Origin of the sequence: Arthrobacter sp. SRS-W-1-2016 (assembly GCF_002009585.1) — a bacterium.
GTDB classification, from domain to species: domain Bacteria; phylum Actinomycetota; class Actinomycetes; order Actinomycetales; family Micrococcaceae; genus Arthrobacter; species Arthrobacter bambusae_A.
Genome location: NZ_MTPV01000074.1, coordinates 103,601 through 118,307, shown reverse-complemented (window position 1 = coordinate 118,307; position 14,707 = coordinate 103,601). Strand labels below are relative to the sequence as shown.

Sequence of the window (14,707 nt, the reverse complement as noted above, 5' to 3'; positions counted from 1 at the left end):
TTTGTTTGCACTTCTCTGTTGTTTTTTTTTTTGCGCGGGGGGGGTGGTTTCGGGGTTTTTTTTGCGGGGTGGGGCCCGCCCCGCTGGGGCCCCCCCCCCGGGGGGGGGGGCCGGCCCCGGCGTCGAGGGTTGTCCTAGATGTTGAAGCCGAGGGCCCGCATCTGGTCCTTGCCGTCGTCCGTGATCCGCTCGGGACCCCATGGCGGCATCCATACCCAGTTGAGGCGCCAGTCGTCGACGATGCCGTCGAGGGACTGGCCGACCTGCTCTTCAAGGACATCGGTCAGCGGGCAGGCCGCCGTCGTCAACGTCATGTCGATGAGCAGAGCGCCGTCCTCCTCCGAGTACTTCAGACCGTAGAGCAGCCCAAGGTCCACCACGTTGACTCCGAGTTCCGGGTCGATGACACCCTTGAGCGCCTCCTCGACGTCCTCGAGGCTGGTGCGAGCCGCGTTGATTTCGGTCATGGCGGGGGTCCTAACTAGGCCTGTGCTGCGGCAGCAGCAATGGTGGCTGCGCCGGCGCCGGTGGCGTAACGGTCGTAGCCTTCTTCTTCGAGGCGGTCGGCCAATTCAGGGCCGCCCTCTTCGACAACCTGGCCATCGACAAACACGTGGACGAAGTCCGGCTTGATGTAGCGCAGGATGCGGGTGTAGTGGGTGATGAGCAAAGTACCCATGTTGCCCGTGGCGTGGGCGCGGTTGACGCCCTCGGAGACGACCTTGAGCGCGTCGACGTCCAGGCCGGAGTCGGTCTCGTCAAGCACGGCGAACTTCGGCTTGAAGAGCTCGAGCTGGAGGATCTCCACGCGCTTCTTCTCGCCGCCGGAGAAGCCCTCGTTGACGTTGCGCTGTGCGAAATCGGCGTCGATGCGCAGCTGCTGCATGGCCGCCTTGACGTCCTTGGTCCAGGTGCGGAGGGCAGGAGCTTCGCCGTCGATTGCGGTCTTGGCCGTGCGCAGGAAGTTGGTCATGGTGACGCCCGGAACCTCTACGGGGTACTGCATGGCCAGGAAGACGCCGGCACGGGCGCGCTGGTCAACGCTCATGGCCAGCACGTCTTCGCCGTCGAGCGTGATGGTGCCGCTCGTGACGTTGTAGCGCGGGTGGCCGGCGATGGTGGAAGCCAAGGTGGACTTGCCCGAACCGTTGGGGCCCATGATCGCGTGGGTCTCACCGGTCTTGATGGTCAGGCTGACGCCCTTCAGGATCTCCTTGGTGCCCTGCTCCGTCTCGATGCTGACGTGCAGGTCCTTGATCTCAAGAGTAGACATGCTCTTCTTTCTTTCGTAAGTCTTTAGGCACTTGGCGCTCAGTAGTTCTGTACTGAGGCGCCGTTCACAACGTTGGTCACGTCCACGTAGACGTCGTCACCGTCGAGGGTGACGGCGAAGACCGGGACGGGGTCATAGGCAGGGAGCTGCAAGGGCTGTCCGGTGCGGAGATCGAACTGGGAGCCATGGCCCCAGCATTCGATCGCGCAGCCTTCGATTTCACCCTCAGCGAGCGAAATGTCCGCATGCGAGCAGGTGTCGCCGATGGCGTGGATCTGTCCCATCGAATCCTTGACGATGGCTACGGGGTAGTCATCGATCAGGATGCGCAGCGCCTGCTTGACCTGGATCTCGTTGGCGTTGCATACCAGTTCGCCTTGTGGCTGATCGCTCATAGTCTGTTTTCCCTGCTTGGCTTGTATTAGTTGTCGCTCGCGGCGAGCTCGCGCTCAACAGCTTCGGTGAGGCGCTCTTCGAGTGCCGGTACCTTGATCTGCTGGATGATCTCGTTGAGGAAGCCACGGACCACCAGACGGCGGGCAACGTCTTCGGGGATGCCGCGTGCCATGAGGTAGAACAAGTGCTCGTCATCGAAGCGGCCGGTGGCGCTGGCGTGGCCGGCACCTTCGATCAGGCCGGTTTCGATCTCAAGGTTCGGAACCGAGTCGGCGCGTGCGCCATCCGTGAGGACCAGGTTGCGGTTGGCCTCGTAGGTATCCGTGCCTTCTGCTTCCTTGCGGATCAGGACGTCGCCAACCCACACGGTGTGTGCGTTGCGGCCTTGCAGGGCGCCCTTGTAGAGGACGTTGGACTTGCAGTTGGCCACGGCGTGGTCAACGAACAGGCGCTGCTCGAGGTGCTGGCCCGCGTCGGCGAAGTACAAGCCGAACATCTCGGCTTCCGCGCCCGGCCCGGTGAAGCGCGTGGACGGAGTCATGCGTACGACGTCGCCGCCGAGGCTGACCACGATGTGCTTGAATTTGGCGTCACGGCCCAGCTTGGCTTGCTGCGAAGAGGCGTGAACGGCGTCGTCGTTCCATTCCTGGAGCGAGATGACCGTCAGGTCCGCGCCGTCTTCGACAAGGATTTCGACGTTCTCCGAAACGATCGCGCTGCCCTGGTGGTCCAGGATGATCCGGGACTTCGAGAAGCGGCCTGCCACGATCACGATGTGCTGGGCGGAAGCTTCAGTGGAGGTGCCGGTCAGCAGGACGGATACTTCGCCGTCGAGCTGGAGCTCGGCGGGCACCGTGATGACGGTGGCCTCGGCGAAGTTCTCCCAGGCATTGGCGGACACGCGGTCCTCCGGAATGGCCGCGGAGCCGATGCGGACGTCGTCCCGCCCCACGGTCTCGACGACGACGCCCTCAGGGGCGGTCACGGCGACGGACGGTGCCGAACCGGAGAGGACCTCGTTGTGAAGGCCGCGAAGCCGCTTGAGCGGGGTGAAACGCCAGTCTTCTTCCAACCCGGTGAGGGGCTTGAAGTCAGCCAGCTTGTACGAGGTCAGCCGACCTGCGCGCGAGCTGTCCGGAATTCCAACGCCGCCGCCGTGGGAGTGGCTCTTGGCCGAGGCGCCTGCAAGCGGCCCCGCCGAAGGTGCCTGCTCCGACGTCTTTTCCGAGGTGGAAGACGTGTTGGTACCGGTGTTGACCGGTGAGAGGTTCTCGCCCTCTTCGGTGAATCCGTCGATAAACGGCTTGGCCGATGGCGCGCCGATGCGGGCCTTTTCAGTAGTGATTTCAGTCATTGCTAACCGACGGATCCTTCCATCTGCAGTTCAATCAGGCGGTTGAGTTCAAGGGCGTATTCCATTGGCAACTCACGGGCAATCGGCTCAATGAAGCCTCGCACGATCATGGCCATGGCCTCGTCCTCGGGCATACCGCGAGACATCAGATAGAAGAGCTGCTCCTCACTGACTCGGGAAACGGTGGCCTCGTGGCCCATCACCACGTCATCCTCGCGGATGTCGATGTAGGGATAGGTGTCGGAACGGGAAATCGTGTCTACCAACAAGGCGTCGCAACGCACGGTGTTGGCGGAGTGCTTGGCGCCTTCGCGGACCTGGACCAGGCCTCGGTAGGCTGCACGACCGCCGCCGCGGGCCACGGACTTGGAAATGATGGAGCTCTTGGTGTTCGGCGCGATGTGGACCATCTTCGAGCCGGTGTCCTGGTGCTGGCCTTCGCCGGCGAAGGCGATGGACAGGGTCTCACCCTTGGCGTGCTCGCCGACGAGGTAGACGGCCGGGTACTTCATGGTCACCTTGGAGCCGATGTTGCCATCGATCCATTCCATGGTGGCGCCCTCTTCGCAGATGGCGCGCTTGGTGACCAGGTTGTACACGTTGGTGGACCAGTTCTGGATGGTCGTGTAACGGACGCGGGCGCCCTTCTTCACGATGATTTCCACCACAGCGGAGTGCAGGGAGTCCGACGTGTAGATCGGAGCGGTGCAGCCTTCGATGTAGTGGACGTAGGAGTCCTCGTCAGCGATGATCAGGGTGCGCTCGAACTGGCCCATGTTCTCGGTGTTGATGCGGAAGTAGGCCTGCAGCGGGATGTCCACGTGGACGCCCTTGGGGACGTACACGAACGAACCGCCGGACCACACGGCCGTGTTCAGCGACGCGAACTTGTTGTCGCCCACCGGAATGATGGTGCCGAAGTACTCCTGGAAGATCTCCGGGTGCTCGCGGAGCGCGGTGTCCGTGTCCAGGAAGATAACGCCCTGCTTTTCCAGGTCCTCGCGGATCTGGTGGTACACAACCTCGGACTCGTACTGCGCGGCCACGCCGGACACGAGGCGGCTGCGCTCGGCTTCCGGGATGCCCAGCTTCTCGTAGGTGTTGCGGATGTCCTCGGGGAGGTCTTCCCACGTGGCAGCCTGCTTCTCGGTGGAGCGCACGAAGTACTTGATGTTGTCGAAGTCGATGCCCGAGAGGTCTGCACCCCAGGTAGGCATGGGCTTGCGGTCGAAGTACTTCAAGCCCTTCAGGCGCAGGTCCAGCATCCATTCCGGCTCGTTCTTCTTGGCCGAGATGTCGCGGACTACCTCTTCGTTGAGACCACGGCGTGCGTTGGCGCCGACGTCGTTCTTGTCAGCCCATCCGTACTCGTAGGTGCCAATACCGTGCAGCTCGGGATTCTTCTCCAGAATCTCCGAGATCACAGCACCGTCAGCTAGCGCTTTCTCTGCTGTTCCTTCAGCTAATTGACCCGTCATCACGGCCTTTCTTACTGATTGTTGGATTCGACATGGGGCGCGGCCGGCAGCTTCGGAAACCCGAGGGCCTCCTTGGCGGCCGGCCTGCCGGTAGGAATGTGGGTGGTGCAGACGTGTCCGCCCTGCGCGAGGGTGGAAAGCCTGCGGACATCGACGCCGACCAAACGGGAAAACAGTTCGGTCTCAGTGTCGCAAAAAACAGGAAATTCCGCGGCGAGCTGCTGGATGGGGCAATGGCCCTGGCAGAGCTGCACGCTTGAAAGGGATGCGGGCAGGGGCGCCTTGGTCTCAATCGACGCTGCCGATGCGACATACCCGTCACGGCTCAGCGCCTTGGACAGCGCCACAGCCCGGGCGGCGATGTCGGAACCCGCGCGGTCGACTTCGGGTGCGTAGCGCGCCTCCATCTCGGCAAAGCGCTCCACCGCATAGTCCCTGACGGCTTCTTCGCCGGCGAGGTCCCTCAGCCGCCGCAAGGCGGAACTCGCGATGTTCAGGTAGTCATCGCCGAGCTTCGATTGCCCCTGGGAGCTGAGGACATAGCGGCGGGCCGGCCGGCCCGCGCCGGCACCCGCCTTCGCGACGCGCTTTACCTCTATGACACCGGCACGCTGGAGGTGATCCAGATGCCGGCGGACAGCGGCAGGGGTGAACCCCAGCATGTCGCCGAGTTCAGCCGCACTGACGGGGCCATGCTCCAACACCGCATTGAGAACGCGGTTCCGGGTGCGGTCTTCTGCATCAGCGACGCCAACGGCAGTGCCACCGGGCACCGGCATGACCGCGCCATGCCCTGCGGGCACGGAAACAGAACTCCTCATGGAATACACAACACAATCATGTCGTAATTTAGTCCGCGCATCCAGTAAGGCAAGGCTGGCCTGCGGCGGCTTGCCCTCCGCAGGCCTACTACTTCACGTAGAATACTTTGGTGCGATCCCCCGAATCCCCTGTCCTCACCATTGACGGACTCATCAAGGACGTTGGCCCGCTGGCTTCCCTTGACGGCAAGATGCTGCGGGTAGTCAGCGGCCTCTCAATGTTCGCAGAACGCGGCCAGATCACCGCCTTGCTGGGTGCCAACGGCGCCGGCAAGACGACAACGCTCGAATGCGCCCAAGGCCTCCAGAAACGTACGGGCGGCCGCATCGGACTCCTCGGCGAAGATCCCGACACCGCCGGCGCGAACCTCCGTTCACGCGTCGGCGTCATGCTGCAGGACGGCGGCCTCCCGCCGTCGGCCCGTCCCATCCCCTTGCTTCGGCACATTGCGGGCATGTACCGGAATCCGCTTCCGCTGGACGGACTCGTCGAGCGCTTGGGCATCGATACCTTCAGCCGCACCGGCGTCCGCCGCTTGTCCGGCGGCCAAAAGCAGCGGCTCTCGCTTGCGGCTGCCTTGATCGGCAATCCCGAAGTCCTGTTCCTGGACGAGCCCAGCGCTGGACTGGATCCCCAGTCCCGCCAAATCGTCTTCGAGCTCATCGCCGAACTGCGGGATGCCGGTATGGGTATCATCCTGACCACGCACCTCATGGACGATGCGCAAAGGCTTGCGGACTATGTTTACATCATCGACGCCGGCCACAACGTCGCAGAGGGCACCGTCGCCGAATTGTTGAGCCACGGCCATGAGGCCATGGACGGGGTGACTGAACGCACACTGTTCTTCGACGCCCCGGCCGGCCTCGACATTGCCGCGGCCATCGGCCACGAACTGACCGTCACCGAAAGCCGGGCAGGCAGCTACGCAATTGCGGGCACCTTGACGCCGCAGCATCTGGCGAAGCTGACGGCTTGGTGGGCAGAGAAGGGCATCATGCCTGCGTCCCTCCGCTTGGAGGCGCGCAGCCTGGAAGACGTTTTCCTGGACATTTCCGGAAGGGATATCCGATGACCAGTGCAATCCCAGTGCGCAGCACACCCCACGCCGGACCGGCGACCTTGATGCGCAGGATCCTCCTGCAGGGCCGCTACGAGACCCTGACCATGATCAGGAACGGCGAGCAGCTGATCCTCGCGGTGATCATGCCCTTGCTGGCCCTGGTGGGACTCACCGTGACGCCACTGCTCGACGGCTTGGGCGCCAGCAGGGTGGACATCGCGACGCCGGGTGTCCTCGCCCTGTGTGCCATGTCCACGGCATTCACGGGCCAGGGCATCGCCACCGGCTTCGACCGCCGCTACGGCGTGCTCCGCTTCCTCTCTACCACTCCCTTGGGCCGGACCGGACTCATTGCCGGCAAGATCATCGCCGTCTTGGCAGTCCTGGTCCTCCAGGTCCTGGTGATCGGCGCCGTCGCCGCGTTGCTGGGCTGGCATCCACGGCCCGAAGGTTGGCTTCCGGGCCTCAGCCTCTTGGTTCTCGGCGCTGCCGCCTTCACTGCGCTCGGGCTCCTGGTCGCCGGCACCGTCCGGCCTGAGGCAACCCTCGCCATCACGAACCTGCTCTGGATCCTGCTGGGCGCCCTCGGCGGAATCGTGGTTCCTGCCGAGCGTCTGCCGGACCTGGCGCAGAGCATTGTGCATTTCCTGCCTTCAGGAGCCTTGGGGCAGTCGCTCAGGGATGCTTTCCTCCATGGCAGCGTCTCCCTTCCGTATGTTCTTGTGCTGCTGCTGTGGACCGTCGTTCCTGGCATGGCCGCCGTCCGCTGGTTCAAATGGAACTGAGTGTCCCGCAGTGGAACCGAACCGTCAGCATGAATTGAGTACCGAGAATTGAGAACACTGTGAGCACGGCTTCCCGCCTCCCGAAGTCCATCCAGCAGCTGGCCGACAAGCTGCCCACGGAAGTCAACAGCACCATCCGCAGGCTGGCGATGTTGTCCCTGATCGGCCAGGTGGTCCTGGTGGTCACCGGCGGCGCGGTCCGGCTGACATCTTCAGGGCTCGGCTGCCCCACATGGCCTCGTTGCACCAGCGGATCCTTGGTGAATACGCCGGAGATGGGCATCCACGGCTTCATTGAATTCGGCAACCGTATGCTGACGTTCGCATTGGCCGCCGTCGCGGTCCTGATGCTTGTGTATTTGTGGAACCTCCGCAAGGAACGCCGCGACTTGTTCCTGCTGGCCGTGGGCCTGCTGGCCAGCATTCCGGCACAGGCCATCATCGGCGGCATCACCGTGCTGTCCAACCTGAACCCCTGGGTTGTCGGACTGCACTTCCTGGTTTCCATGGCCCTGGTTGTCTTTTCCACCCTGCTGGTCAACCGCGCCTATGGCCGGACCGGGCGGTTCATGAAGCGGCCGTTGGAAGCGATTCCAGGCGCCATGAGCCCAGTCATGACCGCCGTCGCGTTCTTCTCGGCGGTTGCGGTGTGCTTGGGCGTCATCGTGACCGGTGCCGGACCGCACGCCGGGGACGCGAACGCGCCGCGGAACGACCTCGACTGGGACCTCGTCTCGCACATCCACGCGGTGCCGGCGTACCTCATCACGGCGGGTGCCGTCTTCGCTGTCTACTTCGTCCTGCGCAAGGGAATCACCGGCCTGTTCCGCACAGCTGCGCTGCTGCTGCTCGCCGTGACGGTCCTGCAGGCGGTCATCGGCTTCACCCAGTACTACAACGGCATTCCCGCCCTCCTCGTGGGAGCCCACATGCTGGGTGCCGCCCTGCTCATGGGTGCCGCAACGAACGCGGCGGATGTGGCACGGTTCAGCCCGAAGCTCTAGCACCTGGCGGCTGATGGCCTCTGGGCAAGCCAAAGGAAAGACCCTCGCTCACGTCATGCGACGTGAGCGAGGGTCTTTCGTTTTACCGCTATAGGTGAGCGGGCGTTTGGGAAAACGGCCCTAAAGGTGAGCGGGCGTCCTGCGGGGACGGGGAACGTCAGCCGCCGATGATCGGGGAACCGATGAACGGGTCCACCGCGAGGGCGATGAAGAGAAGCGTCAGGTAGCTGATGGAACCGTGGAAGACCTTCATGGCTCCCTTGTTGGAGACGTCGCCGCCTTGTGCCCGGTTGTAGAGGGCATGGGATTCATACAGGAACCAGGCGCCCGCGAGGACGGCGGCGATGGTGTAGACCCAGCCCGCGCGGCCAACCGGCACCAAAAGCAGCGAGCACACCACCATGGCCCAGGCGTACAGGACCACCTGGACGGAAACCACCTTGGCGCCGGCGATGGCGCCCAGCATGGGGACGTTGGCGTTGCGGTAGTCCTCGCCGTAGCGCATGGACAACGGCCAGTAGTGCGGAGGCGTCCACAGGAAGATCACCATGAAGAGCACGACGGCGGGCCACTCGACGGTGTTGGTCACCGCGGCCCAAGCGATCAGCACCGGGAAGCAGCCGGCCGCGCCGCCCCACACGATGTTCTGTGCCGTGCGGCGCTTGAGGATCATCGTGTAGATGACAACGTAGAAAACAATCGCACCGAGGCCCAGCCAAGCGGACAGCGGGTTGGCCCCGAACCACAGGATGGCGATGGACGCGGCCCCAAGGATCCACGCGAAGACGAGAGCTTCGCGGGGGGTGACTTCCCCGGTCACAAGGGGACGCTTTTCGGTCCGGTGCATCAGCTTGTCGATATCCCGGTCGATGTAGCAGTTGAAGACCCCTGCGCTGCCGGCGGCGAAGGCGCCGCCCACCAACGTAGCCAGAATCAACCCGATGGACGGGAAGCCCCGTTGCGCGAAGATCATCGTGGGCAAGGTGCTGACCAGCAGCAACTCGATCACGCGGGGTTTGGTCAGTGCCAGATACGCCTTGAACTTACGGGACATTCCGCCCTTCCCCACAGCCGGGGAAGCGTTGAGGGGCGTATCTGTTGTGCTCACGTTGGCAGTCACTCTGTTCTTTGCTCTGGTGTTCTCGCAGCGGCGGCGCCTGTTCTTCCTGGCACCTCGGAATCCGGGGCACGGGGTGAAGCGTGCATTCGATCCATGCATGCAATCGATGGCGCACACGCCGCTGGTGGCCTCCAGATATCATACCGTGGCCCGTCCGACGCCACGGCACCGGCGAACTTTCCGTTGTTTCCGAAAGTTCACCGGCGCTTTGCCGTCGAGGTGATTCATAAAACGGAATATGCGTCCATTTTTTGGGATTCCCACCATTTGGGGCCGCGAACCGGGCTAAGCTGTCTGCAGATCAGCTCACGCAGGTTTCCGAGAAAGCGTATTCTCAGATTTGCATGTCTGGATGATAGATCAACGTTTCAATGGTGAACGGCTGGTAGACACTTCGCAGCGGGCGCCATCCTGTGCCCGAGGCTTGCCATGTGCCGCCACCAGCCGTCAGCACAGAGAGGGGCTCGGTTTACGTGCCACATTTGGAAGAGCAAGAACTGACTTGGACAAGCCTGGACCAGCGCGCCGTGGACACCGTCCGCGTTTTGGCCGCTGACGCCGTCGAGAAGGTCGGCAACGGTCACCCCGGCACGGCCATGAGCCTTGCGCCGGCCGCCTACCTGCTGTTCCAGAAGCTGATGCGCCACGACCCGAAGCACCCGGACTGGATGGGCCGTGACCGGTTCATCCTGTCCCCCGGCCACACATCGCTGACCCTGTACATCCAGTTGTTCCTTTCCGGCTACGGCCTGGAGCTCAAGGACCTCGAGGCCCTGCGCACATGGGGATCGCTGACCCCCGGCCACCCGGAATACAAGCACACCGCCGGCGTCGAGATCACCACCGGCCCGCTGGGCCAGGGCCTGGCTTCCTCGGTGGGCTTCGCCTACTCGCAGCGCCGCCAACGCGGTTTGTTCGACGCCGATGCTCCCGCCGGGCAGAGCCCGTTCGACCACACCATCTGGGTCATTGCCTCCGACGGCGACCTCCAGGAAGGCGTCACCTCGGAAGCATCTTCCCTGGCCGGGCACCAGGAACTGGGCAATCTCGTGGTGATCTACGACGAGAACCACATCTCCATCGAAGACGACACCGACGTGGCCTTCACCGAAGACGTCCTCAAGCGCTACGAGGCGTACGGCTGGCACACCCAGCGCGTGGACTGGACCAAGACCGGCGAATACGTCGAAGACGTCCAGGAACTCTATGGCGCACTGCTCGCCGCCAAGGCCGAGACGTCCAAGCCGTCCATCATCTCGCTGCGCACCATCATCGGCTACCCGGCGCCCAAGAAGCAGAACACGGGCAAGATCCACGGTTCCGCCCTTGGTGCAGAGGAAGTCGCAGCCCTGAAGGAAGTCCTGGGCTTCGACCCCGAGCGATCCTTCCAGGTTGACGAGGACGTCCTGGCGCACGCCCGCGCCGTCGTCGAACGCGGCGCAGCAGAGCGCAGCGAATGGCAGGCATCCTTCGAAGCATGGCAGACCGCCAACCCCGAGGGCGCTGCGCTGCTCGAGCGCATCGAGGCCAAGAAGCTTCCGGTCGAGCTCGACTCCGCGCTTCCGGTGTTCGAAGCAGGCAAGGAAGTCTCCACCCGCGCCGCGTCCGGCAAGGTCCTGAACGCGATCGGCCCGGTCCTTCCGGAACTGTGGGGCGGCTCCGCCGACCTCGCCGAGTCCAACAACACCACCATCGAGGGTTCGCCGTCGTTCATCCCGGCCTCGCGCTCCACCGGCGCGTGGAAGGGCAACCCGTACGGCCGGGTCCTGCACTTCGGTATCCGCGAGCACGCCGCGGCGTCGATCGTGAACGGCATCTCGCTGCACGGCCGCACGCGGGCGTTCTCCGGTACGTTCCTGATCTTCAGCGACTACCAGCGTCCCGCGATCCGCCTCGGCGCGCTCATGGGTGTTCCGTCGCTGTACGTCTGGACCCATGACTCGATCGGCCTGGGCGAAGACGGCCCCACCCACCAGCCGGTGGAACAACTGTCCACGCTGCGCGCCATCCCGGGCCTGGATGTTGTCCGTCCCGGCGACGCCAACGAGGTCGCGGCAGCATGGAAGACCATGCTGGAGAACCACGAGAACCCGGCAGGCATCGTGCTGACCCGCCAGAACATCCCGACCTACGCACGCGGCGAGGGCGTTGCCGTGGGTGACACCTTCGGCTCCACCGCCGGCGTCGCAAAGGGCGGCTACGTCCTGGCAGAAGCTTCGAAGGACGGCGCCACGGTCCCGGCCGAGGTCATCCTGATCGGAACCGGTTCCGAGGTTCAGCTCGCAGTGAACGCCCGCGAAGCGCTCCAGGCCGAAGGCATCGCCACCCGCGTCGTCTCCATGCCGTGCGTCGAGTGGTTCAACAAGCAGGACTCCGCGTACCGCGAATCCGTGCTCCCCGCCGCCGTCAAGGCCCGCGTTTCGGTCGAAGCCGGCCTGGCCCTGGGCTGGAAGGAATTCGTCGGCGACGCCGGACGATCCATCAGCCTCGAGCACTTCGGCGCCTCCGCGGACTACAAGCGCCTCTTCAAGGAGTTCGGCATCACGGCAGAAGCAGTCGCCGCCGCCGCCAAGGACTCCCTCGCGGGTCTCAGCAGCTGAAACGCGTCTGAGACGAATCCGACAGCAACGAACAGATTTCCAAGGAGATTAAAGAAATGACTACGACTCCCACCCAGCAGCTTTCCGACGCCGGTGTGTCCATCTGGCTTGACGACCTTTCCCGGGAACGCCTTTCCAGCGGCACCTTGCAGAAGCTCATCGACGAGAAGAACGTGGTTGGCGTCACCACCAACCCGTCCATCTTCCACGCTGCCATCACCGCCGGCAGCGACTACGACGCCGTGATCGCCGAAAAGGCCGCCAAGGGCGCGTCCGTCGAAGAGACCGTCTTCGAGATCACCACCACCGACGTCGCGGATGCCTGCGACCTCTTCGCCCCGGTCGCGGCAGCGACCAAGGGTGTGGACGGCCGCGTCTCCATCGAGGTGGACCCCCGCCTTGCTTGGGACACCGAAGGCACCATCGCCGAGGCCAAGCACCTGTACAAGAAGGTCAACAAGGACAACGTCCACATCAAGATCCCGGCAACCCTTGAAGGCCTCGCCGCCATCACGGCAACCCTGGCCGAGGGCATCAGCGTCAACGTGACCCTGATCTTCTCCTTGGAGCGCTACCGCGCCGTCATCAACGCTTTCCAGTCCGGCCTGGAGCTGGCCAAGGAAAACGGCCACGACCTCTCCACGATCCACTCCGTGGCGTCCTTCTTCGTCTCCCGCGTGGACACCGAGATCGACAAGCGCCTGAATGCCCTGGGCACCGATGAAGCCAGGGCCCTCAAGGGCAAGGCAGGCGTCGCCAACGCCCGCCTCGCGTACCAGGTCTACGAAGAGCTGTTCTCCACTGAGCGCTGGGCAGTCCTGGCCGAGGCCGGCGCACTGCCCCAGCGCCCGCTGTGGGCCTCCACCGGCGTCAAGGACCCGGCCTACCCGGACACCCTGTACGTGACCGAACTGGTCGCCGCGGGCGTCGTCAACACCATGCCGGAAAAGACCCTCGACGCCACGTTCGACCACGGCGTCGTCACGGGTGACACCGTCTCCGGCACGTATGAGGAGGCAAACCGCGTCCTCAACGACCTGGAGGGCCTGGGCATTTCCTACAACGACGTCGTCGCAATCCTCGAATCCGAGGGCCTGGACAAGTTCGTCGCCAGCTGGAAGGAACTTCTGGCCGACGTCGAAGGTGCCCTCGCCTCTGCACGGAAGGCTTCCTAACCCACATGAGCACTCTCAGCTACGACGCCAGCGGTGCTGCGCAGCAGGCCATCGAGCAGCACATCCCGGCACTTGTCGAAGACCGGATTGCCACCAGGATTTTCGCCAAGGACCACACTTTGTGGGGTCCGGACGCCGAATCCGAGTCCGCCATCCGTCTCGGATGGGTGGAAGCGGCAACCGTTTCCCAGCCCTTGGTCGAAGGAATCCTGGAACTCCGGGATGCCCTCCGGGCCGAAGGCGTCTCCCGCATTGTCCTGTGTGGCATGGGCGGCTCTTCGCTTGCCCCCGAGGTCATTGCCGGCACCGCTGGCGTCGAGCTGACCGTGCTGGACAGCACAGACCCCGAACAGGTCGGTGCTGCCCTCGCGGACCGCCTCGCCGAGACCGCGATCGTGGTCTCCTCCAAGTCAGGCTCCACCGTGGAGACCGACTCGCAGCGACGGGTATTCGAGCAGGCCTTCACCGAGGCCGGCATCGATGCCAAGAGCCGCATCGTCATCGTGACCGATCCCGGCTCCCCGCTGGACAAGGCGTCCCGCGAAGCCGGCTACCGTGCCGTCTTCAACGCCGACCCGAACGTTGGCGGCCGCTTTTCGGCGCTGACCGCTTTTGGATTGGTCCCCAGCGGCCTCGCCGGCGTCGACATCCAGGCGTTCCTGGATGAGGCCGAGGAAGCAGCGGAAATCCTGAACGAGGACTCCCCCGAAAACATCGGGCTCCGGCTCGGTGCCGCACTGGGCGGAACCACCCCGCTGCGCAACAAGATCGTGATCGTCGAGGACGGTTCCGGAATCGTTGGATTTGCGGACTGGGCCGAACAGCTCATCGCCGAGTCCACCGGCAAGCTCGGCACGGGGGTTCTGCCCGTTGTTGCAGGTCCTTCCGCTCCCGAGGTCAGCAGCGGCGCGGAAGACGTCCTGGTGATCCGGCTCGTCGGTGCGGAATCCGACGTCGAACTCGGCGAAAACGAGGCAGCCATCGCAGGCGGCCTGGCCACCCAGATGTTCGTCTGGGAATTCGCCACCTCGGTCGCAGGGCGCCTGCTGGGCATCAACCCCTTTGACCAGCCCGACGTCGAGGCAGCCAAAATCGCCGCACGCGGCCTGTTGGACGCGCGTCCCGAGCCGACGCCGGCGAACTTCGTCGACGGCGCGATCGAGGTCCGCGGCGGTGCGTGGCTCGGCGACGCTGCAACGGCCGCCGACGCCGTCAAGGCGCTCCTCGGCGAACTCGGCACGGACGGCTACCTGAGCGTCCAGGCCTATTTCGACCGGATCGCCTTCACGCAGCTCGAAGGCATCCGCGACGAGCTCGCCGGAGTCAGCGGCCGGCCGGTCACTTTCGGCTGGGGCCCGCGCTTCCTTCACTCCACCGGACAATTCCACAAGGGCGGACCGGCCATCGGTTCGTTCCTGCAGGTGACGGCCGCCGCAACCGGCGACATCGCCATCCCTGAACGGCCGTTCACTTTCGGTCAGCTGATTGCGGCCCAGGCCGCCGGCGATGCCCAGGTTCTCGAGGACCACGGCCGTCCGGTCCTGCGGCTGCACCTCACGGACCGCGGAGCCGGTGTCGCCCAGCTCCAGGACATCGTCGCCGCATTGGCCGGCCAGGCCAGCGCGCTCGAAAGCTAA

The 14,707-nt window shown here is 64.4% G+C and carries 13 protein-coding genes; 6 read left to right on the top strand and 7 right to left on the bottom strand.

All coding sequences use genetic code 11. The annotated features are described in order from the left end of the window. Nucleotides 1–134: 134 nt before the first annotated feature. Genes BMF89_RS20195 through BMF89_RS20170 form a run of 6 tightly spaced genes read right to left on the bottom strand, consistent with a single transcriptional unit; the run spans nucleotide 135 to nucleotide 5,280 of the window. Nucleotides 135–467: a metal-sulfur cluster assembly factor gene (locus BMF89_RS20195; protein ID WP_078108814.1), complete on the bottom strand. Its 333-nt coding sequence runs from the start codon at nucleotides 465–467 to the stop codon at nucleotides 135–137. Between the two features lie 14 nt (nucleotides 468–481). Next, nucleotides 482–1,273, bottom strand: coding sequence for a Fe-S cluster assembly ATPase SufC (gene sufC, locus BMF89_RS20190; protein ID WP_078108813.1), 792 nt, complete (start codon nucleotides 1,271–1,273; stop codon nucleotides 482–484). A 38-nt stretch (nucleotides 1,274–1,311) separates the two neighbouring features. Further along, nucleotides 1,312–1,668 (bottom strand): non-heme iron oxygenase ferredoxin subunit, encoded by a 357-nt coding sequence (locus BMF89_RS20185; RefSeq protein WP_078108812.1) that lies wholly within the window; start codon nucleotides 1,666–1,668, stop codon nucleotides 1,312–1,314. A gap of 26 nt (nucleotides 1,669–1,694) precedes the next feature. Further along, nucleotides 1,695–3,023: a Fe-S cluster assembly protein SufD gene (gene sufD, locus BMF89_RS20180; RefSeq protein ID WP_078108811.1), complete on the bottom strand. Its 1,329-nt coding sequence runs from the start codon at nucleotides 3,021–3,023 to the stop codon at nucleotides 1,695–1,697. Nucleotides 3,024–3,025: 2 nt separating this feature from the next. Beyond that, the gene (gene sufB, locus BMF89_RS20175; RefSeq protein WP_078108810.1) at nucleotides 3,026–4,501 is read right to left on the bottom strand and encodes a Fe-S cluster assembly protein SufB; all 1,476 of its coding nucleotides are present in this window, start codon (nucleotides 4,499–4,501) and stop codon (nucleotides 3,026–3,028) included. Nucleotides 4,502–4,512: 11 nt separating this feature from the next. Next, nucleotides 4,513–5,280 (bottom strand): winged helix-turn-helix transcriptional regulator, encoded by a 768-nt coding sequence (locus BMF89_RS20170; protein WP_253190922.1) that lies wholly within the window; start codon nucleotides 5,278–5,280, stop codon nucleotides 4,513–4,515. 152 nt (nucleotides 5,281–5,432) lie between these two features. Here BMF89_RS20170 and BMF89_RS20165 point away from each other — a divergent pair, with 152 nt between their 5' ends. Genes BMF89_RS20165 through BMF89_RS20155 form a run of 3 tightly spaced genes read left to right on the top strand, consistent with a single transcriptional unit; the run spans nucleotide 5,433 to nucleotide 8,175 of the window. Continuing rightward, the gene (locus BMF89_RS20165; RefSeq protein WP_078108809.1) at nucleotides 5,433–6,398 is read left to right on the top strand and encodes an ABC transporter ATP-binding protein; all 966 of its coding nucleotides are present in this window, start codon (nucleotides 5,433–5,435) and stop codon (nucleotides 6,396–6,398) included. Continuing rightward, nucleotides 6,395–7,171 (top strand): ABC transporter permease, encoded by a 777-nt coding sequence (locus tag BMF89_RS20160; protein ID WP_078108808.1) that lies wholly within the window; start codon nucleotides 6,395–6,397, stop codon nucleotides 7,169–7,171. Before BMF89_RS20165 ends, BMF89_RS20160 begins: the two co-directional genes overlap by 4 nt. Before the next feature lie 59 nt (nucleotides 7,172–7,230). Continuing rightward, nucleotides 7,231–8,175: a COX15/CtaA family protein gene (locus BMF89_RS20155; protein ID WP_078108807.1), complete on the top strand. Its 945-nt coding sequence runs from the start codon at nucleotides 7,231–7,233 to the stop codon at nucleotides 8,173–8,175. A gap of 157 nt (nucleotides 8,176–8,332) precedes the next feature. Here the strand turns inward: BMF89_RS20155 and BMF89_RS20150 are convergent, their stop codons facing one another. Then, nucleotides 8,333–9,295 carry a heme o synthase gene (locus tag BMF89_RS20150; protein WP_078108806.1) on the bottom strand — a complete coding sequence of 321 codons (963 nt, stop codon included), beginning with the start codon at nucleotides 9,293–9,295 and terminating at the stop codon, nucleotides 8,333–8,335. Nucleotides 9,296–9,777: 482 nt separating this feature from the next. Between BMF89_RS20150 and tkt the strand changes: the two genes are divergently transcribed. The 3 genes from tkt to BMF89_RS20135 are packed head-to-tail and all read left to right on the top strand — an operon-like array spanning nucleotide 9,778 to nucleotide 14,707. Then, entirely contained in the window at nucleotides 9,778–11,895 is a 2,118-nt protein-coding gene (gene tkt / locus BMF89_RS20145) for a transketolase (RefSeq protein WP_078108805.1), read from the top strand. 56 nt (nucleotides 11,896–11,951) lie between these two features. Then, nucleotides 11,952–13,070: a transaldolase gene (tal, locus tag BMF89_RS20140; RefSeq protein ID WP_078108804.1), complete on the top strand. Its 1,119-nt coding sequence runs from the start codon at nucleotides 11,952–11,954 to the stop codon at nucleotides 13,068–13,070. Nucleotides 13,071–13,075: 5 nt separating this feature from the next. Next, a complete protein-coding gene (locus tag BMF89_RS20135) occupies nucleotides 13,076–14,707 on the top strand; it encodes a hypothetical protein (RefSeq protein WP_078108803.1) in 1,632 nt (543 codons plus the stop codon).

Excerpts from the sequence above, each read along its gene's own strand:
- sufD (WP_078108811.1), bottom strand. The coding sequence starts at position 3,023 with ATGACTGAAATCACTACTGAAAAGGCCCGCATCGGCGCGCCATCGGCC.
- sufC (WP_078108813.1), bottom strand. The coding sequence starts at position 1,273 with ATGTCTACTCTTGAGATCAAGGACCTGCACGTCAGCATCGAGACGGAG.
- BMF89_RS20185 (WP_078108812.1), bottom strand. The coding sequence starts at position 1,668 with ATGAGCGATCAGCCACAAGGCGAACTGGTATGCAACGCCAACGAGATC.
- BMF89_RS20195 (WP_078108814.1), bottom strand. The coding sequence starts at position 467 with ATGACCGAAATCAACGCGGCTCGCACCAGCCTCGAGGACGTCGAGGAG.
- BMF89_RS20160 (WP_078108808.1), top strand. The coding sequence starts at position 6,395 with ATGACCAGTGCAATCCCAGTGCGCAGCACACCCCACGCCGGACCGGCG.
- BMF89_RS20135 (WP_078108803.1), top strand. The coding sequence starts at position 13,076 with ATGAGCACTCTCAGCTACGACGCCAGCGGTGCTGCGCAGCAGGCCATC.
- tal (WP_078108804.1), top strand. The coding sequence starts at position 11,952 with ATGACTACGACTCCCACCCAGCAGCTTTCCGACGCCGGTGTGTCCATC.
- BMF89_RS20170 (WP_253190922.1), bottom strand. The coding sequence starts at position 5,280 with ATGCCGGTGCCCGGTGGCACTGCCGTTGGCGTCGCTGATGCAGAAGAC.
- sufB (WP_078108810.1), bottom strand. The coding sequence starts at position 4,501 with ATGACGGGTCAATTAGCTGAAGGAACAGCAGAGAAAGCGCTAGCTGAC.